Source organism: Nocardia sp. NPDC058640 (assembly GCF_042716995.1).
In the GTDB taxonomy this organism is placed as follows: domain Bacteria; phylum Actinomycetota; class Actinomycetes; order Mycobacteriales; family Mycobacteriaceae; genus Nocardia.
Genome location: NZ_JBHXRG010000002.1, coordinates 178914 through 205689 on the forward strand (window position 1 = coordinate 178914; position 26776 = coordinate 205689).

A 26776-nucleotide genomic window follows, 5' to 3' on the forward strand; every position below is an offset into this window, starting at 1 on the left:
TAGGAAAGGATCCAGCATGAGTGCGCCGCAGATCGAGGACGTACTCGCGCTGAGCCCGCTGCAAGAGGGGCTGTTCTCCCTGTCGCGGCTGACCGGCACCGAAATCGACCTCTACACCATGCAATTCGTGGTCGACATCGACGGCCCGCTCGACACCGCCCTGCTGCGCCGCAGCGCCCAGGCCATGCTCGACCGCCACCCGAACCTGCGCGCCGCGTTCTGGGACACCGACGTACCCAAGCCGGTACAGATCATCCCGTCGCGCGCCGAACTCCCGTGGACCGAACGCGACGCGCGCGCAACGGAATTCGACTCGATCGCCGAATCCGAACGCCGCGTCCCGTTCGTGCTGAGCCGTGGCCCCGCGCTCCGTGTGCTGCTGCTCAACGTCACCGACGCCCCCGAACCGCGCAAGCGGATGATCCTCACCGCACACCACATCCTCATGGACGGCTGGGCAGTCGCGGTCTTCTTCCAAGAACTGCTGGCGGTCTATCGAGCAGGCGGCACCCTCGACGGCCTGCCCGCCCCGCGCCCCTACCGCGACTACATCGGCTGGCTCGGCGCCCAGGACCACGACGCCGCCGCCAAGCGCTGGGCCGAATACCTGCAGCAGGTCAGCGCCCCGCTGGTGCTGGCAGACGGCACCGGAACGGCGGGCGTTCCGCAGATCACGCGACTCCGCTTGTCCGCCAACGAAACCGAACAACTGCAACAGTGGGCACGCACCAACGGCATGACGCTGAACACCGCCGTGCAGTTCGCCTGGACCCTGCTGCTCGGCCGGATCACCGACCGCCGCGACGTCGTCTACGGCACCACCATCTCCGGCCGCCCCGAAAAGCTCGCGGGCGTAGAAGGCATGGTCGGCCTGTTCATCAACACCGTCCCGGTCGTGCACCGACTCGACCCCGACGAGCCGGTAGTCGCGCAATGCGCACGCCTGCAACGTGATTCGTCCACCATGCGCGACATCGGCTACCTCAGCCTGTCGACCCTGCAGCGTGCGGCAGGCCACGGCGCCCTCTTCGACACCCTGTTCGTGTTCGAGAACGCCCCCATCGACGACGCCATCCAAACGGTGACGGCCCCCGACGGCGCCCGCTTCCGCCCCATCGAGATGGAAAGCCTCGCCCACTACCCGCTCACGGTCGTCTCGCACCTGAGCGACGGCGAACTCCTCGTCCTGGTCGAAGCCATCCCCGCCCTGCTCGGCCACCTCGACCCCGCCGACCTCGGCACCCGCATGCTCACCATCCTGCGCACCCTGCCGACCCTCGACACGACCGCGACCACCGACGCGATCGACCTGCTCACCCCCGCCGAGCACGCCGAACTCACCAGCGCCGCAACGGATATCGCACCCGCGCCGACAGCCACCCCCTGGGAACTGTTCGAACAGCAGACCGCAACCACCCCCGACGCTATCGCCCTGACCACCACCGCCGGAGAAGTTTTCACCTACCGCGCCTTGCACGACGAGGCGTGCCGCATGGCCGCCGAATTCGCCACCCACGGCGTCGGCCCGGAAACCGTTGTCGCCCTGATGCTCCCGCGCAGCCCCCGCTCGATCATCGCCATCCTGGCCACCTTCGCAGCGGGCGCCGCCTACGTCCCAGTCGACATCTCACTCCCCGCCGCCCGCATCGAATCGATTCTGCGCCAATCGAACCCGACGCTCGCCGTGACCATCGCAGATGCCGCAGCCGACACGCAGTCGGTCCAGACATTGGTGCTCGACGAGCCTGCCGTCGCGGCGCGGATCGCCGGCCGCCCCGTGCAGGCACCGGCCGTCCGCCGCGAACTCGACCACGCCGCCTACATCATCTTCACCTCCGGCTCCACCGGCGAACCCAAGGGCGTAGTCGGCACCAACGCCGCCCTGACCGGCTACTTCGCCGACCACCTCGAACGCTTCTACCGCCCCGCCATGGCCGAACTGGGCCGCCCGCTGCGCATCGCCCACGCCTGGTCCCTGGGCTTCGACGCCTCCTGGCAGCCCATGGTCGGCTTCTTCGCAGGCCAATCCCTGCACCTGTTCGACGGCGACGAAATGCGCGACGCCCACCGAATCGTCTCCGGCATGGCCGATTTCGATATCGACATGATCGACACCACCCCGTCGATGCTCGCCCAACTGGCGGCCGCGGGCCTGCTCGACCGCAAACTCTCGGTTCTGGCACTGGGCGGCGAAGCCATCGACACCGCCCTGTGGGCGAAACTGCGCGCCCTGCCCGACACCGCTGTGTACAACTGCTACGGCCCCACCGAGACCACCGTCGAAGCCGTGGTCGCCCCTGTCGCCACCTCGGAGATCCCCACGATCGGCACCGCCAACGGCGGCATGGTCGGCTACGTCCTGGACTCGCGCCTGCGCCCGGTCCCGCAGGGCATCGTCGGCGAGCTGTACCTGTCCGGCGTGCAGCTGGCCCGCGGCTACCTGGGCAAACCCGCCATCACCGCCGACCGATTCCTCGCCGACCCCGCCCGCCCCGGCCAACGCATGTACCGCACCGGCGACCTCGTGCGCCGCCTGCCCGGCGGTCGTTTCGGCTACCTCGGCCGCGCCGACGCCCAGGTCAAGGTGCGCGGCTACCGCATCGAGGTCGGCGAGATCGAGACCGCGCTGCGCCGCTCCGCCGACATCGATACCGCCGCGGTCACCGTGGTGCGTCGCGCCGGTGGTGCGTCGCTGGTCGGCTTCGTCGTCGGCAAGGCGGGCCGCGCGGTGATCGTCAGCCGCGTGCGCGCGGACCTGGCACAACGACTGCCCGCGTACATGATTCCCGCGCGCATCATCGTCATGGACCAGCTGCCTGTGAACGTCAACGGCAAGCTCGACGCCCCCGCGCTGAACGCGATTGCCGAACAGTCACTTTCGGCCGTCGACAACAACGCCGCCCCCGAAACCCCCACCGAGATCGCCCTGAGCGAACTGTTCACCGAACTCTTCGACGGCCGCACCCCCGGCATCGACGCCGACTTCTACGAACTGGGCGTCGACAGCATCGTCGCGATCTCCCTGGTCAACAAGGCCCGCCGTCGAGGCATCGCCCTCAACCCGCGAATGGTGCTGGCCTGCCCCACTATTCGCGAACTAGCGGCAGCCGTCGACGATGCCCCTGTCGCCGCCGCCCAATCCGGCACCGACTCCTACGGCGCGGTCCCGCCGCTACCGGTGGTCTCCTGGATGTACGAATACGGCAACTACCGCCGTTTCACTCAATCCGCACTCCTGCGCCTGCCCGCCGGAATCGACCGCACCACAATCGAATCCACCCTCCAAGCCCTACTCGACGCGCACGACACCCTCCGCGCAACCCTCACCGATACACCGGACGGCCCCCGCATGGTCACCCGCGCCCCCGGCGCAGTGAACGCCGCCGACCTCGTGATCGAAGCACCCCGCAACCTGTCCGGCAGCGAACTCGACTCTGCCATCACCGAATTCGCCCGCTTCGCCAACGACGCCATCGACCCCCGCACGGGCGATATGGTCCGCGCGGTGTGGTTCCCGACCGCGGAAACCGGTAACATCCTCCTGCTCACCGTGCACCACCTCGCGGTCGACGTCGTCTCCTGGCATATCATGCTCGATGCCCTGGCCGCCGCCTGGCAGCAGATCCAAGCAGGCACGACCCCGAAAATGCTGCCCGAGTTCACCTCCTACCGGCAGTGGTCCGAAGCCATGTGGCAACGAGCCTCGTCCCCGGAAGTCCTTGCACAGCGCGATTACTGGGCCACCCAGGTCCGCGAACCCGACGCGGCACTGGGCACCCGCCACCCCGAACCCACCACCGACACCTGGTCGACCCTGCGCGTCACCACCGCGGCAACTCCGGTGGCAGTCACCGAACGCCTCCTCAACCGCGTAGGCAAAGACGAGGGCATCCGCGAATTCCTCCTCACCGCCCTCGCGATGACCATGGCGTCGATCCACACCGACAACGGAAACGACCCCACCGCTGGCGCTTTGATCGCCCTCGAAGGCCACGGCCGAGCTGACGCCGAACTGGGCACCGACACAGCCAACACCCTCGGCTGGTTCACCAGCGTCTTCCCGGTCCGCCTGGGTGTAGGCGATAACGCAGTGGATGTCGCACGCGCACAAGCAGATCCGACGTCCGCCCGCACCCTCCTCGACGCGGTAGCCACCTACGTACGCGAAATCCCCAACCAGGGCCTCGACTACGGCCTCCTCCGCTACGTCACCCGAGCCCTCGAACTCCGCACCGCCCCCGAACCCCAGGTCGAATTCAACTACCTGGGCCGAATCGACCTCAGCGGCAACGAATCCGACCCCTGGTCCCTACTGGTCGGCGCACACGACCACGCCCTCCCACTAGACCCCGAACCCGACCTCCCCCTCCGCTACGCCCTGGACGTCATCGCAGGCATCGGCACCACCCCCGAAGGCCCAGCCCTGACCACCAACTTCCGCTGGAGCACCGCCCTCTTCACCGAATCCGACGCCGCCCACATCGCCGACCTCTGGACCAAGGCGATCACCACCCTTGCCGACGCACTGGACAGTTGATCACCAGGCTCTCAGGTAAACATCCGCCCAGAGCGATTCTGCAGGAAAGCCTGGTGATCGAGCGTCCAGGTTGTCGACGTCGGCGGGCAGACGAGGTCCTCGATCAGGTGGGTCATCGTTCGTGCATCGGCGAGCTGGTCGGTGCCGACGATCGGCCCCTTACCCAGTGGGCACTGCGCTGAGCTGGACAAACCCTGCCAAACGCACAACCGCGGCAGCTATCGCCGTTCGGTGAACGTGGCGATGTGGTTGTCCACGCGGTGCTGGAGTTCGGCGGGTGGGCCGGGGATGACCGGTGATCGTGGACGCGACCGACGCAGATCCGGGTTGGGTGTTGCGCAGGCCGTCGGGGTCGACGTCGACCGAGCTCATCGCAGGTAGCTGCGGTTGCGAAAGTAGTCGCCTTCTTCGTCGTCGGAATCATCGATGAGAGTTTCCGGGGCCTCCACAACGGGTTCGGGCATCGGCGGCGGGGGCGGGGTCAGGCTGGCGATGAGGTTCTTCATGCTCGGAGCGCCGGGGACCAGGTCGGATAGGTCGGGCATCGACGCGGAAAGTGGTGCGAGAGCTTGTGTTTGGGCCTGTGTGGTTTGGCGGGTCAGTTCCGTGAGGGCTTCGGTGACCGAACGGCCCAATGATTCGGGTGTCGTGCGTTTGAACGCGTCGGCGGCGATGTGGACTTCCGAGACGCCCGCGATCGTGCCCGATGCGCGGACCAGGCCGTCCTGCGACCACACGCTCACCAGCGCCGAGGCTTGGGCTTGGGCGTCGAGCAGGGCGGACTTCTCGGAGTTGAAGGTGTCCAACATCGAATCGATCTGCGCGCGCAACGCGTCGTTTTCCGCCCGCGTGGGGGCCGACCAGTCGTTCATGAAGCCTCGATCCGATAGACAGCACGTTCACAAGGTTGGACGCGCCGACCCGGCTTTCGATTGCACTGTGTGAGGTAGATCTCGCACAATCTCGCGATATCCGGGTCGCTGGAACACCTTGTCGGCCGCCACGATACGCGCGCCCGGACGCCGAGCAAGAGCGTGCGGCGGCCGGTCGGATAGCGCCGACGTTCCGGTGGAGTGCCCTCACGGATTCGTCGGTGACGACCCCTCCTTCAGTAGAGCGAATTGCTCGATGAAGTGTGGATGTGCGCGTACTGCGAGCCCCCGCCGATCGGCAGTGCGACGCGCATTCAACGTTGGCTGGACGCGGTTGAAGAGGGTGACCAGCACGATCATGCCGGTCGGAATCCAACCCGGAAAGATGGCTATCGCGAAGTACTTGGCTAGGTCCATTCGGCCGGCTTGTTGCGCGGCAAGTGCGCCGATCACAGTGCAAATGGCCGCGAAAACCCCAGCCAGAAACGCAAAACTGTACAGGCTGGTACGAAGTCGGCACCAACGGCACATGGGTAGCCGCGCATGCAGGACGGAATCGGCGTCGGGTATCCGAGATACGGACTTGTTCAACCCTTTCGTCAGCAACCCCTCGTCGCCGACGTAGGACTCCTTCAGTCCGTACGAGGTGGTGTATTGCTGCGTTCCATCGAAGGTTATTGCGGTATCAGACCATTTGTCAGCAGAGCGGCCGTGCTGAATGCATATCGGCGGCAATTCGTCGGTCAGCGTGAAACGTGAAAAACGGTGGTCTGCAACATTTCCCGACTCCACGGCCCTGCCTGCACCTATTACTACCTCGTCACGCCGCACAATCAAACCAACCACCCACGGTCGCGTCGATCCTGGAAATAGAGATCATCGTCGTCCGGGTCGTCCGGTGTAACGACCTGTTCTCGGTTTGGCTTGCGGGTGCCGGGTATTACTCGATCGGTGGCGGATGTAGCGCCCGACGGCCCGGATGATTCCGGAGCTGCTTCGGATAACCGTCCTTCGGCTGTCTGCGAATCGTGGGATGGCACATTTCGCAGTCGCTCGAGTTCGGCGGCTTCGTCCGCCGCCAGCCTTGCTCGATCCGCATCCGATAACTCGGAAAACTTCTTCATCGCCGTCGGCACCACTGCATCAAGGATGCGATTGAAACCCTCGCCCTGTGCGAATTCGCGAACACCCTGACGGCCAGCGAGGACCTCCGCGATCTGCTGTTTGAACGCAGGATCGGGTGAGCTTGCCGAGAGCGCACGCAACGCCGCGCTGAGCTGTTTGGACACTGCAGGGTCACCGTGCGCTACATCGAGAATCGGTTCAGGCTTGCTCATCATGCCCCCTGATGATCGTACGTGGCGCCGGCCAACTGAGGAATCGACGTAGAACTGACAGATGCTGCACCACCGACGATTATCGCTGCGGCCGCCTCGCTTGCGAAGACCAGCTCGGTGAACTTGCCGAGCACCTTTTGCCATGATGCGATCATCTGGGCTACCTCGTAGGCTCCAGACGCCATAGTGAAAGCTGATCCGACTGCACCTACTCCTGTGCTTGCCATCGCGGCCGACGCTGCAGCCTTGATAGCCCAGATTATCGCAAAATCGTAGATATCCTGGATCTTCCCGCAGATAAACTGCGCCATATAGTACGACGAAAGTGCATACTCATCGATTGTTGCGCTGACGTCTTTCAATGCGACCGCGCTTTCCGTCAATGCAGTCGACAGGTTCTTGAAGTAATCCTGGGCAGATTCGGCGGCATTGCCGTTCCAGGACGAATCGACTGTGCGTGAAGCCTGCGAAATTGCTGCCGAATACTCGCGTATATAATCGGACATATTGCCAACTGCCGCGCCTGCGGTTTGTAAGGCCTGCCAGTCACCAGCAAATTTGTTCGTCGTGTCTTTCAGAATATCGATGCCGAAAGTAGCATTCAGGATGTAGTTCACCCAATAGCTGGGTGACACGATATTGCCGTTGATAATCAGTTCGACTAGATCTGGTATCGGATCATTTGGGGATGGTGCAGAAAGGGTCGAGATCGGCATTGCCGATGGTGATCCAGTCACTTTTCGGACCCCCCGTAAGTCTTGTCCAACGCCGCCGCCGTCGCGTAATCGGTGGTTCGGTACATAGTCGCGGATTTGTCGAGCTCGGACGCTGCGGTCGATGTGACCGTACCGAGAGTCGCGAAGTTTGCTTTCAGGTCTTGAAGCAATTGCTGCACGGTGCCGGAGACGCTCGGGAGGAATGCTCCACCCGCACTCTCATCGATGTTCAACCACTGCTGAGCATAGGGGGTTGCCTGTTCGTGGTCCGTGGCCAACGTTCGCAGTTTCGAAGCGAACTCCTCGAGTTGGCTTGGATCTACCTCGAGCTCATCTGTTGACATCCACTACCCCCCATTTCAGATCTGACTGCTGACTCACCTAGTTGGACGCAACGGAGCCCGATTCGTTCCATGCAGTGACGAATGTCACTCACGATGGGTTCGGTTGCGGTGCCTGTAGTCTCGGTGCCGATCGAGATTTGTACGGGTCGGAGGGAACCGATCGGGGGTGCGGTGCGTCCAAGGTCGTAGGGCCACTGTGGGGCCGTCGGAGAACAGGGAGTCTTGTGCGAAGCGCTGGTGTGATGCGGGCAGCTGTTGGCGCTGTCGTGGTTGTTGCTGTTGTCAGCGGGTGCGAGGGGGGTGGGGAGAAGGGGGCTGCGCAGCCGGCTGCGCGGGATTTGGATTCGATTGTTGTGTTCAATGTTTGTAGTGAGTTGGGGGATGAGGTGCTGCGGGGGGCCGGGTTGGATCCGGCGACCAAGGACGTCGTGACTGACCCGCCGAGTGGGCCGTCGACTTGGCGCGTGTGCAACTGGGAGCCGAGTGACGACCGATATGGCAGCGGCCGACGGAGTATCGGGGTGTACTCGACGAGCCACACGTTGGCCGACACCCGCGCCAAAGCTAGTCTGGTCGACCTCGAAGACATCAAGGTCGGCGCGCGCTCGGGCCTTACGTTCCGCGAGAAGAGCTCGCCAGACCGATGCTTCGTAGCGTTCGAGGCAGCACAAGGCATGTTCGAGGTCGACGTAGCCTGGTTGAGCAACGAGGGACCTCGCGTCGGAGACCCGTGTGACATGGCGGCCGATTATGCGGCCGGCCTCGAGCCGCATTTACCGAAGTAGGGGGCAGTTCGTGACGGATCAGACAACGTACTGGCGGAACCTGAAGCAGCAGGCGGTCGCCGGGGACTTTCGGATGGAAGAGGGGCTGGGCGAAGCACTTCGCGCTGCTTGCGAAACCTATGTTCACGACCTGGAGAAGCTGAAGGGTAAAACGCAGCAGCTCGCCCACCTCGACGGGTGGGGCGGCCTCGACACCGCCAAGGCCCTGAAGGCGAAGTTCGAGGAGAAGGCAGTCTCCGGCAGCGCGAGTGACCCGAACGATTCCGCAGACAAACGCCTCGCCTCGCACATCGAGATCGCGCAACTCATGCGCGACACCTTCGCCGCCGCGATCGGCAAGTTCCAGGCCGTCGACGGCCAGAACGCCGCCGGTATCGCCGCGACCGGACAGGGCCTCTGATGCCGGTACCTTTGATCGCGATCGCCGTGGTAGCCATCGTTGCCGTCGCCGCCGAAGGCGCAGCTGTGCACGACGGTCACAGCGATTCCTTCGACGCGGCGGCAGCTCGTGGCGAGCTCGGTGTCACCGCGAATGATCAATGGGGCGGCGATCGTTCGATCATCCAGTCCGAACGTAGTCGGCTGGAGTCCGGATTCGACGGCGAGTGGGCGAAGCCGATTCTGGACGGACGATTGCAAGACATCGGCAGTCTGTCGCACCTGGATATCTGGAATGCGTTGAACGGCGAGGGTGGTTGCCCGCCTGTGGCGGAAGGCTCGATCAATGCGGGCGCTGATGGTTGGCGGCGGCTGGTGACCGGGATGACCGACGCGGTGACCGACTTCCGCAGCCGGATCGATGCCGCGATCAACGAAGGCTGGTCGGGCACGACCGCCAATGCCGCCATCGACGGAGTGCGCGCGTATGCCACCGAGGCGGAGAAGCTGCCGACGACATTTCAGATGGTCGCCAATGGGATCGACCTGATGCAGGGCGCGTTGGCGCAAGCGAAGATGGCGATCGACAAGCCGAAAGAGGTTTCGTGGGACCAGGCGTTGGTCGCCGCGATCCCGGGCACTGACTTTCTCAAGTCCGATCAGCACCTGGCCGACGAGGCCGAACAGGCCGCGCGGGAAATCCTGGAACGCGTATACAAACCGCAAGCCGTGATCGCTGACGAACGAACGCCGATTCTCGCGGTGGCCAAGAACCCGTTGGGTGACGGCAACATCCCCGGCGGCGGCAACAACGGCGGCGGGCCCGGTGGTGGTTCGACCGGCGGCGGTTCCAACGGTGCCAACCCCGGCGGGGATCCGAGCACCCCGCAGGCGGCATCGCCGCAAGCCGCAGACCCAACATCGCAAACGCCGCAAGACAATACAGCCGGCAACGGCACCGATGATGCCGACGACGACACCACGCCCACGTCCGCGACCGACCCGACCGTGCCTGCCTCGACACCGCAGACCCCGGCGACCGCGCCCGGCGCCGGTTCACCTGGCGCCGGTTCACCTGGTGGCGGTTCACCTGGTGGCGGTGCGCCCAGTGGTGGTTCGCCAGGTGGCGGTGGTTCGCCGGGCGGTGGTTCGCCCGGTGGTGGTGCGGTGGCCGCCCCGATCGCTGGTCGTGGCGTGCCCGGTTCACCGTCGGCAGGGACTCCCGCCGCGGCTTCCGCTGGTAAGGGTGCCGGCGGTCGAGGCATGTCCGGGATGCCGGGGATGATGGGTGGCGGCGGTGGTCGCGGTGGCGGTAAAGACGATGACAGCGAACACAAGATCCCCGATTACTTGATCCAAGATCGCGAAAGCGAGCTCATCGGCCGGCTTCCGCCGACGTTGCCGCCGGGCGGTGTGATCGGCGCATGACACACCAAATGCGTTGGCAGCTCGACAGTCTCGGCTTCAACATCGCGGTCGAGGCCAACGGCCGCGACAGGTTGCCCTACCCGTTGCGCTACCGTGCCGAATTCCCGGAAACCGCTGACGAATTCGCGCGCAGACGTGCGGGTAGCGCGCAAAGGCTGCAGCAGGTCTACGACGATTCCCTGCATCGTTGCCTGGAGATTTTGCTGGAACCGCAAGCGCGGGTGGAGGTTCTGGGTTTCTACGGGCCGGGCCAGACGAAAATGGTCGGAATTCACGCTGGCATCATCGACTCCGAAGCTGTTGTGGCATTTCAGGTTTCCGAGCGGGACAATCGTGGTGGCGGTGACATCGTGATCAGTGGTCACCCTGTCGGGTCGCTGGCAGCCGAGATCGTCGCGTTGCTGCCGCGGTGCGTCGGCGGTGTCGAACCGCGTTTCGAGGGCAGGCGCAGCGACCTGAACACCGCGGTGCACGCTCGTCATCCGACCCGGCTGTCGCCGATCGAAAAGCTCCAGCGTTTCCTGAACCGCCAGCGTGTCGGCACCGGCGCGATCACGGTCTACCCGGGCTTCGAAATCGACGCCCGCCCCACCGACGACGGCGTCGCCTTCCAATGGCTGGACTACCCCGACGACGGCCGCTACCTGATGCAACACCACGACGCCGAGAACTTCACCGTCATCCCCGGCCCCGCCGACGAGATCACGCGCCGCCTGCAAACCCGGATCAACGCCATGGTCGACCGAGTCCGCCCCACCCGCTGACCGCGAGGAGCCCCATGCCCGCCGAAGACCTTCCCGCCCAGCAACATTCGACGCTGGACGAGGCCGCCGCCGAGATGTCGGGCATGTTCCAACAACTGGTCCACGACACCGACGCGTTCGGCGACCGCATCACCGACCTGTGGCGAAGGGCCCTACCGGTAGCCGAGGTCAGCGGCCTGAACCTGCTCGGCACAGCCACCGCGATGACAGCCCGCCTACACGCCCTGGGCCCCCACGGCGACCCCCTCGAACAAGCCATGATGCTGACCATCGCCTGGGCCGACCGAGCCAAAGCTCAACTCCAAGCCCAGGTCGACGACATCGAAGAATTCCGCACCCAACTCGGACTCGACACCGAATCACCCAACTGAGCTCGCCGGGAGCAGAGGCTCACGCGAGCTTGCGGAGATCGAGAATCGCAGATTTCGGCGATGTCCGACCACTTAGCCAGATATCCAGCTGGGCGAGAGTCTCCAATGTCGGCTTGTCCGTCGCATCGTGCCGCAGCCCTCGCGATGCCAGCCACTGGTTCACATCACGCCACAACCACAGACCACCTGCCGCCAGGTTCGTCGGCAGGGGGAAGGGTTGCGTTCCGCACCGCTGGCCGCGCACCCAGTTCCCGACTGCTTGCCGAGTGACTTCGGCGCGATCGGCGATATCTTGCCTGGTTACCAGGTCCGCGTAGGTGCGGACCACGTCGATACCAGCGGACTCGAGCACTCGCACGGCATGGACTCCCGCTGCGTGGGCCGACCCCCCGGCGGCGGTGACGGTGATCAGCGTCAGCCCGCTGTGCCGCTCGACGAGGCAATCGAGGCATCAGTCGGGCCGGTTCAATCAGACGAGCGGCTTCTTCGCTGGATCTCGGACTGGATCTCCTCCAACTCGGCGAGGCCGACGGCGTGATCTTCGATCTCGCGGCGTGCGTTCTCGAACCTTTCGTACCGTTCAGTCGAGATGCGGGTCGCTTCGTCGGCAGAGACGGTGCCCGCGTTGCGGAGAACGCTGCGCTCGTTGAAGTCGAGGAACTTGTCCGTCGTGGTGATCCAGTCGTTCATCCGGATCTGCTCTCGGCGTTCGGCGCGGTCTTCGGCGTAGTCGAGGAACATTGTCGTCAAGCGGTTGAGCTGCTTGATCTCACGCTCGTTGAGGTAGTTCTTCGCCACGTTGACATCACCCTTGCGCACACACGCGCCTTTCCACGTGGTGAGTCCCATGTTCGGCTGGCTGGCATCGCCGCGACTCACGACGAGCTCGGCCGCTGTATGCCCGCACACCGCGTACAACAGTTTGTTCTGGATCGTGGCGAAGAACGTCTGCGCCAGCTTGGATTTCGGGTCGTAATCGACGCTCGACGTTGCGAACACATCGCGCACCTTGACGTAAAACCGCTTCTCCGACGCACGGATCTCGCGGATACGCTCGAGAAGCTCGTCGAAGTAGTCCAGGCCCTGGGGGTCCTTCAGTCGGGCGTCGTTCATCGCAAAACCCTTGATCAGGTACTCCCGCAGAACGGTGGTCGCCCAGCGACGGAACTGCACACCTCGCGGTGACCGCACGCGGAAGCCGACCGCGAGGACCACGTCGAGGTTGTAGTGGTCGACCTCTCGGGTGACCTGGCGATCGCCTTCACGGGCAACTATTCGGAATTTCCGAACAGTTGCCCCCATCACACATTCGCCGTCGGCGTAAATCGTCTTGATGTGCTCATTGACCGTGGGCACGCCCTTGTCGAAGAGCTCGGCCATCTGGCGCTGGGTGAGCCACACCGTGCCGTCGACAGTGCGAAGCTGCACCTCAGCTCGGCCGTCCTCGGTGTTGTAGACGACGAAGTCGCCGACGCCGGCGGGGGCCGCAGCATGGAGCGCGTTCAGATCATCAGAGCTCGTCATCGAATTCCTCCTGCTTGATGTGTACCGGACGGTGCTGACAAGTGCGGTCGAGGACCGGGCTTCGCCCGCGCTGTGTTGGACCGAATGGAGCACCCAAGGGTGCCGGTGTCGTAACCATCCCTGCCCGCTTCCCCGCACCGAACCCCGATTTACGTTCTCGGCCAACACCATTGGCCCCACGCCTGTTTCGGCGTGTGGCGATGTCGGACCTGGGCGAAGGTGTGCACTCCCGAACCGGCCAGGTGCGTACGTGCGAGGCGTACGACGAAGGTTCTCGCAGGAGGCTGGGTGGCAGGGTTGTCTGTCCCTCGGTCGGGCTCTCCAGTAACGACCGACAGGAGCGGCCGGGCCCGGACACGACACAGGTAGCCCGCCGTCAGGGTGCGGATAGACCCCTGGAACGACGAAAGCCCGGCATCAAGAGACGCCGAGCCGTTGCATGTAGGATTTCGCCCTACGGTGCGAACAGCTAGTGACTGTTTCGTACCCAGGCCGTTCGGTGAGTTGGCGCTCGCCGGGCGGCCGTTCTTGTTCGTGTGACGCTACACACTGCGGGCCCGCGTAGCAACTGGCGAGTTTCCGCTCTGGCCAGCGACTTCCGCGAGAACACCCCGCACCGCGACCTCCCCGCTGACGTGCGCGCCCGCAAGCCGGTGTGCCGAAGGTAGCCTGGGGCACCGATTGTCAGTGCTGGTTCGAGGGGGACGTGGTGCGGGAACTCGCTGTCTTGGTGTCGCTGTGTCTGATGCTCACGTCATGCGGTTTCATCGCCGCGCGGAATGAACCGGATTGCCCGGTCGGGACCCTGGACGTGGATCCACGCGGGGAGGAGCTGGGCAATTTCGTCGCACTGCAGAACGAGGTGCGGGCGGTACTGGCGAACGGGCAGGCGCCGACGACTATGCGGGAGATCGGCGAGCGTGTCGGCTGGTCGATGGAGTGGGATCGAATGATCCCGCTCGAGCACACATCGACGCCGGCCTCGGTTCGTGCGGCCGCCGGCCTCGACGATCCAGCCCTGTGCATCGAAGGGATTCCGAGCCGGGATCCGTTCGCACACAAGGTGTCGTACCCGAATTCGCTGTTCCTGTCCGGCGGCCAGCCGGTCGAGCGCGTCGAATGGTTCAGGCCGAATCCGCTGATCAGGTACGGGGCACGCGGCTACCTCGAGCCGGATACCGAGTTGATCATCGTCGGAAGTCAGCTGGTGCCGGTCGAATGACCCATGCTCGGCACGCGGACATCGTGCCTGGCCAGGTCGAACGCGGTGGCGCGGCCGATCAAGAGAATCCTTGTACCTCCAGGTACCAGATCGTTTGGTCGCCGCCCATTCCCTTGGTTACTGCCGACTTCGGGCTCACGAGGGAGTCTGGAGTGGCGTAGGTCAGCCTCTTGACGATAGGGCCTCGATCCCTGTCGTCGTAGGCAAGAACAACCTTGCCCTCGTGTACGAACACCTGCGTCGTTGATTCGGAGTGGGTGTGCAACCCGGACCATTTCGCTCCGTCTGTCCCCAGCGCTCGGTTGAGCTTGTCGCTGGTGTTGGGGGAGCTGAAGCTGTACATGCGGTCCCATTGGCCGATCTGAATACCGGACGACGCGACGATGTCGCCCAATCGGGCCGTTCCTCGTTCTTCCAGGAGTCGAGCGAAAGCCGCCGTTAATGCGGGATTACCACCCTGAACGGAGATTTGTTCACCGCCCGACGAAGAACTGCATCCCGTTGCGGGGGCCAAAATTATCGTGGCTACCAACGCCGCCAGCAGACGGCCGCTCATCCGTTTCCGAGTACGCACGGCGATCTCGGCTGACGTGGTGTCGCGAGAGAGGATCGCGTCGCGGACGACGTCGGACTCCCTGCTTGTGCACAGGCCCCACTGATCTTCCGTTAGAGAAGTGATGTCGAGAAGCGATCCATGCGCCATGAACCGATAGTTTCATGCGGGCGACCGATAATTTAACTCAGATTGAAACTATCGGTCGCTCGAGGGAGGTTGTCGGTCGGCAGGTGGATGGTTCGTCAGCGGGCAGGCGAGCCCACGATGATGCTGCCGACGTTGCATTCCTCGAGTTCATCGATGCCAGTCGCGGCGGCGAAAGCGCTTGTGTCGCTGAAACCTTGGGCGACCACGCCGAGGTTCATGGCGGTGGCGGCGAGGTAGACGGTCTGCATGAGGACGCCGACGTGTTTGAGGATGTTGGCGTAGGCGACCTGTTCGTAGCTCCACATCACCCGGCCCGCGCGGGCCGAAACCAACAGCAGGACTTGGGGTTGCGCGCCGCCTGCGAGGGTAGCTGAGGTGGATTTGAGGAGTTTTTGGACTGCGGGGGAGTCGGTCGCGGCGACGGGGCGAAGGGCGTGGTCGGCTGAATCGTAGTGGTACATGCCGTTTTCCAGGCCTGCGACGTTGCGGACTACGGGGTAGATCTCCAGTTCGTAGGCTTCGCCGCCGGAGGGGTAGGGGCGGGAGCCGTCTTCGCGGGTGCGGGCGGTGCGGAACAGCAACTCGCCCAACTGGTTCGAGGTGATGGGGGCGGCGTCGTCGAAGGCGCGGGTGGAGATGCGGTCTTCGATGGTGGCGGCGAGGCTGGGGTCCGACAGGCGAAGGGAGACCAGGTCGGGCTTGGTCAGGGAGATCGGATCGCCGGCGAATGGTGTACGACGCGAAGGCAATTCGGGGAACTGGCCTTCGGCCCAGCGGGTGGGACCGAAGTCGTCCCAGGTGATGGTGCGTGCGCCCAGCGTGCTGCGGCGGTGGAACCACAGGTCGGGGGTGTTCCAGGAACGGGTGGTGAACTCGCGTTCCTCTTCTTCGCCGTCGACCAGGAAACCGCACCACTGCAGGTCCGCCATGAACTGGGTTTTCACCGCGGCGGGCACGGGGGAGTCGGCGGCCATGGGGCCGTCGAGCAGGGCAAGCAGGCGCGGGTCGTGGATGCGCAGGTCGCACCAGGACTGCGGGTGTTCGAGCACGAAACCCTGGCTATCGCGGTGCAGGACAGCGAATTTCGACAATGCCGCCGACCACGCGGGCAGCGCCGCTTCGGGGCGCGGGGCGGGGTCGGCGAAGGGGCGGATGCTGTAGAGGTCACGGCCGCCGTCGCGCACGGTGACCGACAGCCAGCCGCCGTCGGTGAGCTTGCGCATCAGGGCGGTGATGTCGTCGCCCGCCGCCGCGGTCGCCATTTCGGCGGCGGTCGCGGGACCCTGGTTGAGGGTTTTCAGTGCCTGCAGCGCACCCGCGCCCAGACCGGTCAGCTTCTCGTTGCGCGGCGGATTGAGCAGCACCGCGCCCGCAGGGGTCGTGAGGCAGGTGACGCCCGCGCGCAGGGCGAAGCGGGTCTGGGCGGGGTAAGCGGAGGCGAGCACGGTGAATCCTCGGGGTCGAACTTGGTTGGGGCAGAGCCTATTTCGCGGCGGCGGCGAACGCGGGCTCGAGCTTGTTCAGCATGTACGGCACCGACAGTGCGGTGGGCTGGTTGATCGCGCTGATCTCCTGCGTGGTCAGAAACACCACCGAACCCTTGCGCACCGACGGCAGGTCGGCGTAACCGGGCAGCTGCCGATACTTCTCGTCCAGGCCTGGGGAGTAGCCGGCCAGCAGCAGGTCGGCGGTCAGCTCGTCGACGCGCTCCGGCGACAACGCCAGACGACCCTGGGTGGCGGGCAGCGCGGCGAGGTTGGCGGGGATGCCAAGACCCAGCGCGGTGAACACCTTCGCCGAACCGTCGCTGGGGTCGGTCAGCACCATCAGCTGCGCGGGGCTCGCGAGCCAGGTGCTGGCGAAGGTCTTGCCCTTCAGGCCGGGGTTGGCGGTGGCGATGGCGGCGATCTTGTCGTCGACGTTCTTGATCACCGCGGTCGCGTCGGACTCCTTGTGCAGCACCTTGCCCAGCGCGCTGACCTGGTCCTGCCACGGGGTGACGGCGTCCTTGGTCAGCGCCGGCAGGGTCGGGGCGACCTTGGACAGGTCGTCGTAGGTCTTCTGATCGGCGATGAACGGATCGGCCAGGATCAGGTCCGGCTCCAGTGCCGCGACCTGCTCGGCGATGCTGCCGGTGGTGTTGAGCGGCTTGGACTGCTTCAGCGACTCCGGGGTCCACGGCGGGGTGCTCTTGGACACCGCGGAGACATTGTCGATGTAGCCGACGGGGACCACACCCAGGGCCAGGGTGCTGTCGAGCCACTGGTTGCCCAGGGCGACGATCTTCTTCGGGGTGCCGGGGACGGTGGTCTCGCCGCGGGCGTGCGTGATGGTCACCGCTTCGCCCGAGGTGGCCGTATCGTCGGTGGAACCGCAGGCCACCACGCCGAAGGTGAGGGCACCGGCGAGCGCGGCCACAGCGGCGCGCCGCCAGCCGCGCGAAGTCCGAACAGTCGTCATGGGGCATCCTCCGTCGAGCAGGTTTCTGCGTAAGTCAGCCTAGGCTAACCTACGTCGGTTTCCGGGGAGGAACCCTGTCCTAGAGGGCCACGCGTTGATCCTGCGGCATGAACAGCTTGTCGGTGTCCTTCACCTCGAACGTGGTGTAGAACTCGCTGATATTGCGCACCACCTGGTTGCAGCGGAACTCGTTGGGGGAGTGGGTGTCCTGCAGTGAAGCCAGCGTGGCCTCCTCGGTCTGCTTGTCGCGCCACTGCCGCGCCCAGGAGAAGAACATCGACCGGTAGTCGGGCTGCTCGCCGGATCGCTGCGCCACCTTCTGATAGGCGGCCAATGCGATCTGCAGGCCGCGCAGATCCGCCAGGTTCTCGCCGACGGTCAGTGGGCCGTTCACGTGCTGACCCGGCGGCGCACCCTCGGGAACGAGCACGTCGTACTGCGCGATGATCTGGTCGGTCTTGGCTTGGAAGGCCGCGAGATCCTCGGGCGTCCACCAGTCGCGCCGGTTGCCGTCGCCGTCGTACTTGGAGCCCTGGTCGTCGAAGCCGTGGCCGATCTCGTGACCGATCGTGGAACCCACCGCGCCGTAGTTGACCGCGTCCTGGGCGTCCTTGTCGAAGAACGGCGGCTGCAGGTAGGCGGCGGGGAAGACCATCTGGTTCATGGTGGGGCTGTAGTAGGCATTCACCGTCTGCGGCGACATGCTCCACTCCATCCTGTCCACCTCGGTGCCGAGGCGGGCGAACGCGCGCTTGGACTCGAAAGCGTTGATGGCCAACAGGGATTCGATCAAATGGCCGCGCGTGATCTTCACCGACGAATAGTCGACCCACTTGTCCGGGTAGCCGATCTGGGTGGACAGCTTGTCCAGCTTGGCGATCGAGGCCTCGCGGGTGGGCTTGGTCATCCAGGTCGAATTGGCGAAGTTGTCGCGGTAGGCGGCGGTGACGTCGGCCACCATCTCCAGCGCGCGATCCTTGGCCGCGGGCGGGAAGTGCTTGTCCACGTACAGCTTTCCCAGCGGTTCGCCGAGATTGCTGTCGACCACGCCCACCGCGGAGCGCCACATCTCCGGCTTCTCCTCGAGCCCGCTCATCACCCGGCCGAAGAACTCGAAGCGCGGGTCGGCGATGGATTTGGGAAGGAACCGCGCATACGAATCGGCCACATGCATCTTCAGGTACTCGCGCCACTGGGCGATATCGACCTCACCCCACAGCTGCGCGGCCGCGGTGACGAACGACGGCTGACCGACCACCATCTTGTCGAACAGCGACTTGGGTCGGTCGGTCATTCCGGCCAGCCACGGATCCCAGTCGAACTGCGGGCCCAGCGCCGTGAGCTCCTGCCAGCTCATCAGGTTGTAGGTGGCGTCGGTGTTGCGCAGGCGCACGCTGTCCCAGTGCGCGGCGGCGATGCGCTTCTCCAGATCGAGCATCCGCTGAGCCACCGCGGCCGGATCGGGCAGGCTCAGGCCGGCGGCGAGCTGCTCGAGATAGACCTGATAGCCCGCGAGCTGCTCGGCGAACTCGGGCTTGCGGTAGTACTGCTCGGTCAGGATGAGACCGGACTGGCCGACGCTGGGGATATAGGCCTTGGAATTCTTGCGGTCGACCCCGATGCCCATCCCGATCAGCCCGGCGATCGGCGCCTCGGCCATCACCTTCGCCAGCTCGGGCTTGCCGGGCGCCTGGTCGATCGCGGCGAAAATGGCCGCCAGCGGTGTGGTACCGAGGCGCTCGATCTCGTCGAGGTCGAGGCGCGCGTCGTACAGATCCTTGATCTGCTGCGCCTCGGTACCTTGCTTCGGGTCCTTGATGCCCTCGATGATCGCGCGCAGCTGATCCAGGGTGCGGTCGTTGGCGTCGGTGATCGCGCCGACCGAGGCCTTGTCCGGCGGGAGCTGGTAATCGCGCAGCCAGGTGCCGTTGACATGGCGATACAGGTCGTCTTGCGGACGGATGGCGGGATCGCCGCCGACCATGTCGACACCGGTAAGCTTAACCTCGGTAGCGTCGGACGAGCACGACGCCAGCGCGGCGGCCACGGGCACCAAGCCCATGGCGATCAGGAATGCGCGGCGATCCAGACCGGACGATGTCACAGATAGTTCCTTCCCCGATGCGATGCCGCACCCCGATGCTTGTTGCGATCCAGCTCGCACAGGCTACCGGCGCGGCGCCCTCTGGGCCGGGGTAGCGACCAGAAGTGACCCCGATTGGGTTCTTCCAGGCGGTTCGCCTACACTAGAACGGTTGCCTGCGGGAGCTCTGTTCTCGCAATCCGGCAGCGAACCCCCAGTGGAAGGTATTTCCGCTGGCAGGCGCGCGTCCGGTGGGCAACTGACCATGTGCGACGGGTCGGCAATCCGGCGTACGTATACATCCAGGTCCAGGAGGTGCTGAAGTGATTCAGCAGGAGTCGCGACTGCGCGTCGCCGACAACACCGGGGCGAAGGAAATCCTTTGCATCCGCGTGCTCGGTGGCTCGTCGCGTCGCTATGCCGGTATCGGTGACATCATTGTCGCCACCGTGAAGGACGCCATCCCCGGCGCCAACGTGAAGAAGGGCGACGTCGTCAAGGCTGTCGTCGTTCGCACCACCAAGGAACGTCGTCGTCCCGACGGTTCCTACATCAAGTTCGACGAGAACGCTGCCGTGCTGATCAAGCCGGACAACGATCCTCGCGGCACCCGCATCTTCGGCCCGGTCGGCCGTGAGCTGCGCGACAAGCGCTTCATGAAGATCGTTTCGCTGGCCCCGGAGGTGCTCTGACTATGAAGGTGCACAAGGGTGACACCGTGCTCGTCATTTCGGGCAAGGACAAGGGCGCGAAGGGCAAGGTCATTCAGGCTTTCCCCGCGACCGGCAAGGTTCTCGTCGAAGGCGTGAACCGGATCAAGAAGCACGTCGCTGATTCCGCGAACCAGCGTGGCGCCTCCTCGGGTGGCATCGTCACTCAGGAAGCCCCCATCCAGGTTTCGAACGTGATGATCGTCGACTCCGACGGTAACCCGACTCGCGTGGGCTACCGCACCGACGAAGAGTCCGGCAAGCGCGTCCGGATCTCCCGTAAAAACGGGAAGGACATCTGACATGACTACTTCTGAGCAGACTCAGCCCCGGCTGAAGGCGCGCTACCGCGCCGAGATCAAGGACGCGCTGAACGGCGAGTTCGAGTACGCCAACGTGATGCAGATCCCCGGCGTCGTCAAGGTCGTCGTGAACATGGGTGTCGGCGACGCCGCCCGTGACGCGAAGCTGATCAACGGTGCCGTCAAGGACCTCGAGCTGATCACCGGCCAGAAGCCCGAGATCCGCAAGGCCACCAAGTCCATCGCGCAGTTCAAGCTGCGTGAGGGCATGCCGATCGGCGCGAAGGTCACTCTTCGTGGCGACCGTATGTGGGAGTTCCTGGACCGTCTCGTGTCCATCGCGCTGCCCCGTATCCGCGACTTCCGCGGCCTGTCGCCGAAGCAGTTCGACGGCAACGGCAACTACACGTTCGGCCTCGCGGAGCAGTCCATGTTCCACGAGATCGACGTCGATTCCATCGACCGCCCGCGCGGTATGGACATCACGGTTGTCACCACGGCGACCAACAACGAAGAAGGCCGCGCGCTGCTGAAGCACCTCGGCTTCCCGTTCAAGGAGAACTGAGCACATGGCTAAGAAAGCACTGCGCATCAAGGCCGAGGCGAAGCCGAAGTTCGCGGTTCGCGCCTACACCCGCTGCCAGCGTTGCGGTCGCCCGCACGCGGTCTACCGCAAGTTCGGCCTGTGCCGTATCTGCGTCCGCGAAATGGCGCACCGCGGTGAGCTCCCGGGCGTGCACAAGAGCTCCTGGTGAGCTTGCGCTCCTCGTGAGTGCACCTGCCGCCTAGGCGAATATCGAACGAAGGCACGGACTTCCGACTCGGAGGTCCGTGCTTTCGTGCGTTGTAGGGGTTTGTGGGATGTCACCGACTTTGGATGAAATGTGGGCATTTCACTGCGTGGGGGTGGGTGGGTGTGTTCTTTGGGCGGATGAAGAAGTTCGTCGCAGTCGCAGCCGTTTCCGTCGCCCTGTTCGGGGCGCCCGCCGTCGCATCCGCCGCCCCTATCGCTGATTCCGGGTCGGGAGGGTCGGGGTCTTCGGAGGGGGAGTTGATCTGTTCGCCGTTGGCGGGGATCTTGTTCGCTACCGGAAGTGTGGAGAAGCCGCCGCTGTACGACATTCTCTGCATGCTCACCTGAACGGGGAGTGGTCGATTCCGCAGCTGGTGCCTGCCGGTGGGAGTTGGGCGGTGAACAGGTAGTCGCGTTTGAGGTGTTCGGCGCAGGTGCTCTGGATGTACATGGAGCTGTGGCCGGCACCTTCGATGACTACTAGCTGGGCCCGGTTCAGTTGGGCCGCACCGGCTTTCGCGCCGTGCAGGGGAGTGGCCGGGTCGTATCTGCTGTTGAGGACGAGGATCGGGGCGGCGGTTTCGCGGTTCCATGGACCGGTGTAGCGGTCCCGGTCCTCGGCCTGCCAGAACGCGCAGGGGGTGGCGTTGAAGACCGCGGTTCGCCCGAAGTAGCGGGAGTGCAGGTCTTCGGCTGCCGCTGTCGCGCTGTAGACGGCGGGGTCGCGCGGGACGGTGCTGTCGGCGCATTGGATTGTGTAGAAGGCTTCGACGCGGTTGGCGGGGTGGTCGGCGGCGAAGACGGAGTCGGGGACTCGGGTGGGGAGCACCGTGGTCGCGTCGAACAGGTTCTGCAGCAGGATCGCCAGGTCGGGGTAGGTTTCGGGGCGAGAAAGGCTGCCCGCCGCGCCGACCACTTCGGCGAACGACCATGACTTGCCGTCGATGACGATCGGGGCGAGGCGGGCGCGTTCGGCCAGGGCGATCCATTTGAGTTTGGGGTCGCCCGCGGCGAAAGCGCAGCGCTGTCCTGCGGCGGAGCAATCGCGCAGGAAGGTGTCGAAGGTTTCGGCGATGCCCGTGGCTACGCCTTGGCGGGTATCCAGCGGCAGGTTCGCGCCGTTGACATTGCCCTCGAAGTCCAGCGAACCGTCGAACGCCATCGCGCGGACCCGGCCGGGGAACATGTTGGCGTAGATCGCGCCGACCTGGGTGCCGTAGGAAATGCCGTGGTAGGTCAGGGTTTCGTCGCCGACCGCGCGGCGCAGCAGGTCCAGGTCGCGGGCGGTGTTCGCGCTGGAGGCGTGGTTCAGGATGGGGCCGGCGTTGCGTGCGCAGCGGGCGGCGATGTCGGCGGACGCGGCGAAGAACGCGGGTTCGTCGGCTGCAGTGGCGGGGGTGCCGGGGAACGCGTCGAGGTAGGCCGCCTGCTCGGCCGCGCCGGTGAAGCACTGGGTGCCCGCGCTGCGCGAGACCGAGCGCGGATCCCACGAGACAACGTCGAACCGGGCGCGCAATTCGTCGGAGAACAACCACGGCCAACGGGCTCGCTCACGCAGCCGATCCACGCCGGAGGGGCCGGGCCCGCCGAAGTTGACGAACAACGTGCCGATGCGGCGGGCCGGATCGGCGGCGGGCAATTTGATGACGGCCAGGTCGATCTGGGCGGCCTGTGGGCGGTTGTAGTCCAGCGGCACCCGCGCGGTGGCGCACTCGAAGCCGTCCGCGCAGCTCTCCCAGTGCAACGAGGGCGTGGCTGCCGCGTCGGCGAGCGGGTCGACGTAGGGATCGGCCGATGCGGGTGCGGCGAGCGCGCCGATCCCGAGTAATACGGCGAAGAAGAAGGCCGTGCCCCGACGACGTGCACGGTGGGAAGACAACGGCCGAGCCTCCTGCGCAGATCCGACGAACCTCGCGAAGTTACCACACACGTGAGCCGGGCTCACGAGCGCAAAGTCATTGTGATCGAACACAATTCGCGCCGATCGGCCGAACGGACGGTGCGATAGCCGCAGGTCACGCCGGACATATTCGGAATATATTGCGAATTGTTCGGTTACCGCAGCATTACCGGCATCTGATAATCCTGTGCATTTTCGGAGAATGTGATCCGCGTGGTGGCGAACAATGTGTTCCGTGGCTACGGTCGAGGTCGTTGCGTGCAGTGCAGCATAAAGATGGGCGTCAGCGTCGATCCCTTGCCGGACAATCGCAGAGGATGTGAGTTCGTGACCCTGATCACTGAAAACAAGCCCCGTGACGTGGCCCACCGGCCGCCCCTACGCGGGATTCCAGCAGGCGCGATGCCGATAGTGGCATTTCTTTCCATTCTCGCCGGATTCATCGGCGCGGCCGCGTATACGCATTCCGCCGGATATTTCGTGACATTTATGACCGGTAATACCGAACGTGCCGTTCTCGGCTGGTTCGACAATGATCACCTGCTCGCCACCGGCGCCATCACCCTGCTTTTCTCGTTCGGGCTCGGGGTGTTCGTCGCCTCGCTGCTGCGGCGCAAGGTGTGGCGCAGCGGTCACTACGGGGCATCGGTGGTGACCACCGTCGCGCTGGCCGTCGCCGCGGTGGTCGACTTCGCTCTCGATCGCACCGGTGGTCAGGAGGTCGGCTTCATTCCGATCGCGTTCGTCGCCTTCGCGGTCGGCGCGCTCAACACCGCGTTCGTCAACAACGGCGAGGTCAGTGTGCCGCTGAGCTATGTCACCGGAACCGTGGTGAAACTGGGCCAGGGCATCGAAAGCCATGTCAGCGGCGGCAGTTCGCGCGACTGGCTCGGCTACGGCATGCAGTACGCGGCCTTCGCGGTCGGCGCCCTGCTCGGCGGGCTGATGAGCCTGGTGGTGGGTGGTGAGATGATGTTGATCGTCGCCACGGGGGTCTCGGCGTCGGCGATCGCGATCACCTACAGGGCCACCGGGGCGGCTCACACCGCCGCGTGACCAACGTCGCCGCACCCCGGGTTTGGTCCTGACCACGGCATTGCCTACACTAGAGCAGTTGCCTGGGCAGATCTGTGTCCGCTCCACGTTCGGCGTGAGTGGACCCCCAGGCGCCGAGAGCTCGCAAGAGAACTCATCCGGTCGGTAAGTGCTGACCGGACCAGCCGAATTGTTGTAGGCCCACGGTCACCTGCGCGCAAGCGTCGGAGATGTTGCATGGGAACCGCAGCGAGAAAGGTGTCGAGGTCAAACCATGACCATGACTGATCCGATCGCAGACTTCTTGACGCGTCTGCGCAACGCCAACTCGGCGTACCACGATCAGGTGAAGGCTCCCCACTCGAAGATCAAGGTGAACATCGCCGAGATCCTCAAGCGTGAGGGTTACATCGCCGATTACCGCACCGAAGACGCGACCGTTGGCAAGGCCATCGTCGTCGATCTGAAGTACGGCCCCAGCCGTGAGCGCAGCCTGCAGGGCCTGCGTCGCGTGTCGAAGCCGGGTCTGCGTGTGTACGCGAAGTCCACCAACCTGCCCAAGGTCCTCGGCGGCCTCGGCGTGGCGATTATTTCCACGTCGACCGGTCTGCTCACAGACCGTCAGGCGGCCAAGCAGGGCGTCGGGGGCGAAGTCCTCGCCTACGTCTGGTAAGGGAGGTCAGGACTAATGTCGCGTATTGGTAAGAAGCCCATCGAGATTCCGGCCGGCGTCGACGTCACAATCGACGGCCAGGTTGTCACGGTCAAGGGGCCCAAGGGCACCCTCTCGCACACCGTGGCCGAGCCCATCGTCGTCACCAAGGGTGAAGGCAATGAGCTCGAGGTTGCTCGTCCCAACGACGAGCGCGCGAACCGTTCGCTGCACGGCCTTTCCCGCACCCTGATCGCGAACATGATCGAGGGTGTCACCAAGGGCTACGAGAAGAAGATGGAAATCTTCGGCGTCGGTTACCGCGTTCAGGCCAAGGGTTCGAACCTCGAGTTCGCCCTCGGTTACAGCCACCCGGTGCCGATCACGGCCCCGGCAGGCATCACCTTCGCGGTGGAATCGCCCACCAAGTTCTCGGTGTCCGGGATCGACAAGCAGGCGGTCGGTCAGATCTCCGCTGTCATCCACGGACTGCGTAAGCCCGACCCGTACAAGGGCAAGGGCATCCGCTACGCCGGCGAGGTCGTTCGCCGCAAGGTCGGAAAGACGGGTAAGTGATCATGGCGCAAACTGCTAACCAGAAGGCGAAGCGGATTCCGCTGGGCAAGGACGCTTCCACGAAGCGTCGTCTGTCCAAGACCCGTCGTCACTTCCGTCTTCGTAAGAAGGTCGAAGGCACCACCGCGCGTCCGCGCCTGGTGGTCAACCGCTCCGCGCGCCACCTGCACGCTCAGCTGATCGACGATTCGGTGGGCCGCACCATTGCCGCCGCCTCCTCGATCGAAGCCGACGTGCGTGCGCTCGAAGGTGACAAGTCCGCCAAGGGCGCGAAGGTCGGTCAGCTGATCGCCGAGCGTGCCAAGGCTGCCGGTATCGAGGCGGTCGTGTTCGACCGTGGTGGTCACGACTACCACGGCCGTATCGCGGCGCTGGCCGATGCCGCTCGTGAAGGTGGGCTGAAGTTCTGATGACTGAATTTGCGAACGAAGGGAACGTCTGATGCCGGGACGTCAGCGGCGCGATGGCGGCGGCGGACCCGCCGGACCGAACAACAACAACAACAGCAACGCCGGTGGCCCTGAGGGCAACCGTCGTGGCGGTGGCGATCGTCGCGGCGGTAACGACCGTGGCGGCAACGCTGCCGAGAAGAACCAGCTCGAGCGCGTCGTCGCGATCAACCGCGTCTCCAAGGTCGTGAAGGGTGGTCGTCGCTTCAGCTTCACCGCCCTCGTGATCGTCGGTGACGGCAACGGTCTGGTCGGCGTCGGCTACGGCAAGGCCAAGGAAGTTCCCGCGGCCATCCAGAAGGGTGTCGAGGAGGCTCGCAAGAGCTTCTTCCGCGTCCCGATGATCGGCTCGACCATCGTCCACCCGGTTCAGGGTGAGGCGGCGGCCGGTGTGGTCATGCTGCGTCCGGCTTCGCCCGGTACCGGTGTGATCGCCGGTGGTGCGTGCCGTGCCGTGCTCGAATGTGCCGGTATCCACGACATTCTGTCGAAGTCGCTCGGTAGCGACAACGCGATCAACGTCGTTCACGCGACGGTGGCCGCGCTCAAGATGCTGCAGCGTCCCGAAGAGGTTGCCGCTCGTCGCGGTCTGCCGATCGAGGATGTCGCTCCGGCGGGCATGCTGCGTGCGCGTGCGGGACAGGGAGCCTGACATGGCTGATCTCAAGGTAACTCAGATCAAGAGCACGATCGGTGCCAAGTCGAACCAGCGCGACAGCCTGCGGACGCTTGGTCTGCGGAAGATCCGCCAGTCGGTGGTTCGTGAGGACAATGCTCAGAACCGCGGTCTGATCAACGTCGTGCGCCACCTCGTAACAGTTGAGGAGGTCTAGAC

Annotated in this window: 29 protein-coding genes; 17 read left to right on the top strand and 12 right to left on the bottom strand. The window is 64.9% G+C overall.

The genetic code is table 11. The features are described from left to right. Window positions 1–16 precede the first annotated feature (16 nt). Window positions 17–4537: an amino acid adenylation domain-containing protein gene (locus ACFWU5_RS05630; protein ID WP_379266299.1), complete on the top strand. Its 4521-nt coding sequence runs from the start codon at window positions 17–19 to the stop codon at window positions 4535–4537. A 368-nt stretch (window positions 4538–4905) separates the two neighbouring features. Here ACFWU5_RS05630 and ACFWU5_RS05635 read toward each other — a convergent pair whose 3' ends face one another. The 5 genes from ACFWU5_RS05635 to ACFWU5_RS05655 all read right to left on the bottom strand — a co-directional run bounded on the left by ACFWU5_RS05635 (window position 4906) and on the right by ACFWU5_RS05655 (window position 7806). Further along, window positions 4906–5409 (bottom strand): YbaB/EbfC family DNA-binding protein, encoded by a 504-nt coding sequence (locus ACFWU5_RS05635; protein WP_379266300.1) that lies wholly within the window; start codon window positions 5407–5409, stop codon window positions 4906–4908. Between the two features lie 207 nt (window positions 5410–5616). Further along, window positions 5617–6201: a hypothetical protein gene (locus ACFWU5_RS05640; protein ID WP_379266301.1), complete on the bottom strand. Its 585-nt coding sequence runs from the start codon at window positions 6199–6201 to the stop codon at window positions 5617–5619. A gap of 41 nt (window positions 6202–6242) precedes the next feature. After that, on the bottom strand, window positions 6243–6746 hold the full coding sequence (locus ACFWU5_RS05645; protein WP_379266302.1) for a hypothetical protein: 504 nt from the start codon (window positions 6744–6746) through the stop codon (window positions 6243–6245). Beyond that, window positions 6746–7462, bottom strand: a complete 717-nt coding sequence (locus ACFWU5_RS05650) for a WXG100 family type VII secretion target (RefSeq protein WP_379266303.1) — start codon at window positions 7460–7462, stop codon at window positions 6746–6748. The genes ACFWU5_RS05645 and ACFWU5_RS05650 overlap by 1 nt, the downstream gene beginning before the upstream one ends. Before the next feature lie 17 nt (window positions 7463–7479). After that, window positions 7480–7806, bottom strand: a complete 327-nt coding sequence (locus ACFWU5_RS05655; protein WP_379266304.1) for a type VII secretion target — start codon at window positions 7804–7806, stop codon at window positions 7480–7482. Between the two features lie 242 nt (window positions 7807–8048). Between ACFWU5_RS05655 and ACFWU5_RS05660 the strand changes: the two genes are divergently transcribed. The 5 genes from ACFWU5_RS05660 to ACFWU5_RS05680 are packed head-to-tail and all read left to right on the top strand — an operon-like array spanning window position 8049 to window position 11532. Then, a complete protein-coding gene (locus tag ACFWU5_RS05660) occupies window positions 8049–8591 on the top strand; it encodes a DUF3558 domain-containing protein (RefSeq protein WP_379266340.1) in 543 nt (180 codons plus the stop codon). Between the two features lie 10 nt (window positions 8592–8601). Next, entirely contained in the window at window positions 8602–8991 is a 390-nt protein-coding gene (locus tag ACFWU5_RS05665; protein ID WP_379266305.1) for a hypothetical protein, read from the top strand. Next, entirely contained in the window at window positions 8991–10397 is a 1407-nt protein-coding gene (locus ACFWU5_RS05670; protein WP_379266306.1) for a hypothetical protein, read from the top strand. Before ACFWU5_RS05665 ends, ACFWU5_RS05670 begins: the two co-directional genes overlap by 1 nt. After that, the gene (locus ACFWU5_RS05675) at window positions 10394–11161 is read left to right on the top strand and encodes an ESX secretion-associated protein EspG (RefSeq protein WP_379266307.1); all 768 of its coding nucleotides are present in this window, start codon (window positions 10394–10396) and stop codon (window positions 11159–11161) included. Before ACFWU5_RS05670 ends, ACFWU5_RS05675 begins: the two co-directional genes overlap by 4 nt. A gap of 14 nt (window positions 11162–11175) precedes the next feature. Continuing rightward, a complete protein-coding gene (locus tag ACFWU5_RS05680; RefSeq protein WP_379266308.1) occupies window positions 11176–11532 on the top strand; it encodes a hypothetical protein in 357 nt (118 codons plus the stop codon). Window positions 11533–11551: 19 nt separating this feature from the next. Here ACFWU5_RS05680 and ACFWU5_RS05685 read toward each other — a convergent pair whose 3' ends face one another. Continuing rightward, window positions 11552–11890 (bottom strand): hypothetical protein, encoded by a 339-nt coding sequence (locus ACFWU5_RS05685; protein WP_379266309.1) that lies wholly within the window; start codon window positions 11888–11890, stop codon window positions 11552–11554. A 107-nt stretch (window positions 11891–11997) separates the two neighbouring features. After that, window positions 11998–13227 (bottom strand): virulence RhuM family protein, encoded by a 1230-nt coding sequence (locus tag ACFWU5_RS05690; protein ID WP_379266310.1) that lies wholly within the window; start codon window positions 13225–13227, stop codon window positions 11998–12000. Between the two features lie 538 nt (window positions 13228–13765). Here ACFWU5_RS05690 and ACFWU5_RS05695 point away from each other — a divergent pair. Continuing rightward, entirely contained in the window at window positions 13766–14278 is a 513-nt protein-coding gene (locus ACFWU5_RS05695; protein ID WP_379266311.1) for a hypothetical protein, read from the top strand. 58 nt (window positions 14279–14336) lie between these two features. Here the strand turns inward: ACFWU5_RS05695 and ACFWU5_RS05700 are convergent, their stop codons facing one another. From ACFWU5_RS05700 to ACFWU5_RS05715, 4 genes are all read right to left on the bottom strand, one after another. After that, the gene (locus tag ACFWU5_RS05700; protein WP_379241398.1) at window positions 14337–14981 is read right to left on the bottom strand and encodes a hypothetical protein; all 645 of its coding nucleotides are present in this window, start codon (window positions 14979–14981) and stop codon (window positions 14337–14339) included. 95 nt (window positions 14982–15076) lie between these two features. After that, window positions 15077–16426, bottom strand: a complete 1350-nt coding sequence (locus ACFWU5_RS05705) for a SagB family peptide dehydrogenase (RefSeq protein ID WP_379241399.1) — start codon at window positions 16424–16426, stop codon at window positions 15077–15079. 37 nt (window positions 16427–16463) lie between these two features. After that, window positions 16464–17441 (bottom strand): ABC transporter substrate-binding protein, encoded by a 978-nt coding sequence (locus tag ACFWU5_RS05710; protein WP_379241400.1) that lies wholly within the window; start codon window positions 17439–17441, stop codon window positions 16464–16466. A 79-nt stretch (window positions 17442–17520) separates the two neighbouring features. Further along, the gene (locus ACFWU5_RS05715; protein WP_379266312.1) at window positions 17521–19545 is read right to left on the bottom strand and encodes a M13 family metallopeptidase; all 2025 of its coding nucleotides are present in this window, start codon (window positions 19543–19545) and stop codon (window positions 17521–17523) included. A gap of 302 nt (window positions 19546–19847) precedes the next feature. On the opposite strand from ACFWU5_RS05715, the gene rplN reads away from it, so the two are divergent. Genes rplN through ACFWU5_RS05735 form a run of 4 tightly spaced genes read left to right on the top strand, consistent with a single transcriptional unit; the run spans window position 19848 to window position 21291 of the window. Then, complete coding sequence (gene rplN, locus ACFWU5_RS05720) at window positions 19848–20216, top strand: 50S ribosomal protein L14 (protein WP_056818394.1); 369 nt, start codon at window positions 19848–19850, stop codon at window positions 20214–20216. Window positions 20217–20218: 2 nt separating this feature from the next. Then, the gene (gene rplX, locus ACFWU5_RS05725; protein WP_379241403.1) at window positions 20219–20536 is read left to right on the top strand and encodes a 50S ribosomal protein L24; all 318 of its coding nucleotides are present in this window, start codon (window positions 20219–20221) and stop codon (window positions 20534–20536) included. 1 nt (window position 20537) lies between these two features. After that, window positions 20538–21101, top strand: a complete 564-nt coding sequence (rplE, locus tag ACFWU5_RS05730) for a 50S ribosomal protein L5 (protein WP_379241404.1) — start codon at window positions 20538–20540, stop codon at window positions 21099–21101. Between the two features lie 4 nt (window positions 21102–21105). Continuing rightward, entirely contained in the window at window positions 21106–21291 is a 186-nt protein-coding gene (locus tag ACFWU5_RS05735) for a type Z 30S ribosomal protein S14 (RefSeq protein ID WP_056818387.1), read from the top strand. A gap of 378 nt (window positions 21292–21669) precedes the next feature. On the opposite strand, the gene ACFWU5_RS05740 is transcribed toward ACFWU5_RS05735, so the two are convergent. After that, the gene (locus tag ACFWU5_RS05740; protein ID WP_379241407.1) at window positions 21670–23208 is read right to left on the bottom strand and encodes an alpha/beta hydrolase; all 1539 of its coding nucleotides are present in this window, start codon (window positions 23206–23208) and stop codon (window positions 21670–21672) included. Window positions 23209–23556: 348 nt separating this feature from the next. On the opposite strand from ACFWU5_RS05740, the gene ACFWU5_RS05745 reads away from it, so the two are divergent. The 6 genes from ACFWU5_RS05745 (at window position 23557) to rpmD (ending at window position 26774) form a co-directional block, all read left to right on the top strand. Further along, the gene (locus tag ACFWU5_RS05745) at window positions 23557–24285 is read left to right on the top strand and encodes a YoaK family protein (protein ID WP_379241408.1); all 729 of its coding nucleotides are present in this window, start codon (window positions 23557–23559) and stop codon (window positions 24283–24285) included. Window positions 24286–24538: 253 nt separating this feature from the next. Further along, window positions 24539–24937 carry a 30S ribosomal protein S8 gene (rpsH, locus tag ACFWU5_RS05750; RefSeq protein ID WP_056818383.1) on the top strand — a complete coding sequence of 133 codons (399 nt, stop codon included), beginning with the start codon at window positions 24539–24541 and terminating at the stop codon, window positions 24935–24937. A gap of 15 nt (window positions 24938–24952) precedes the next feature. Next, window positions 24953–25492, top strand: coding sequence for a 50S ribosomal protein L6 (gene rplF / locus ACFWU5_RS05755; RefSeq protein ID WP_379235514.1), 540 nt, complete (start codon window positions 24953–24955; stop codon window positions 25490–25492). Between the two features lie 2 nt (window positions 25493–25494). After that, complete coding sequence (gene rplR, locus ACFWU5_RS05760) at window positions 25495–25902, top strand: 50S ribosomal protein L18 (RefSeq protein ID WP_379266313.1); 408 nt, start codon at window positions 25495–25497, stop codon at window positions 25900–25902. 31 nt (window positions 25903–25933) lie between these two features. Continuing rightward, window positions 25934–26593 carry a 30S ribosomal protein S5 gene (rpsE, locus tag ACFWU5_RS05765; RefSeq protein ID WP_379235516.1) on the top strand — a complete coding sequence of 220 codons (660 nt, stop codon included), beginning with the start codon at window positions 25934–25936 and terminating at the stop codon, window positions 26591–26593. 1 nt (window position 26594) lies between these two features. After that, window positions 26595–26774 carry a 50S ribosomal protein L30 gene (gene rpmD, locus ACFWU5_RS05770; RefSeq protein WP_056819257.1) on the top strand — a complete coding sequence of 60 codons (180 nt, stop codon included), beginning with the start codon at window positions 26595–26597 and terminating at the stop codon, window positions 26772–26774. Window positions 26775–26776: the final 2 nt, after the last annotated feature.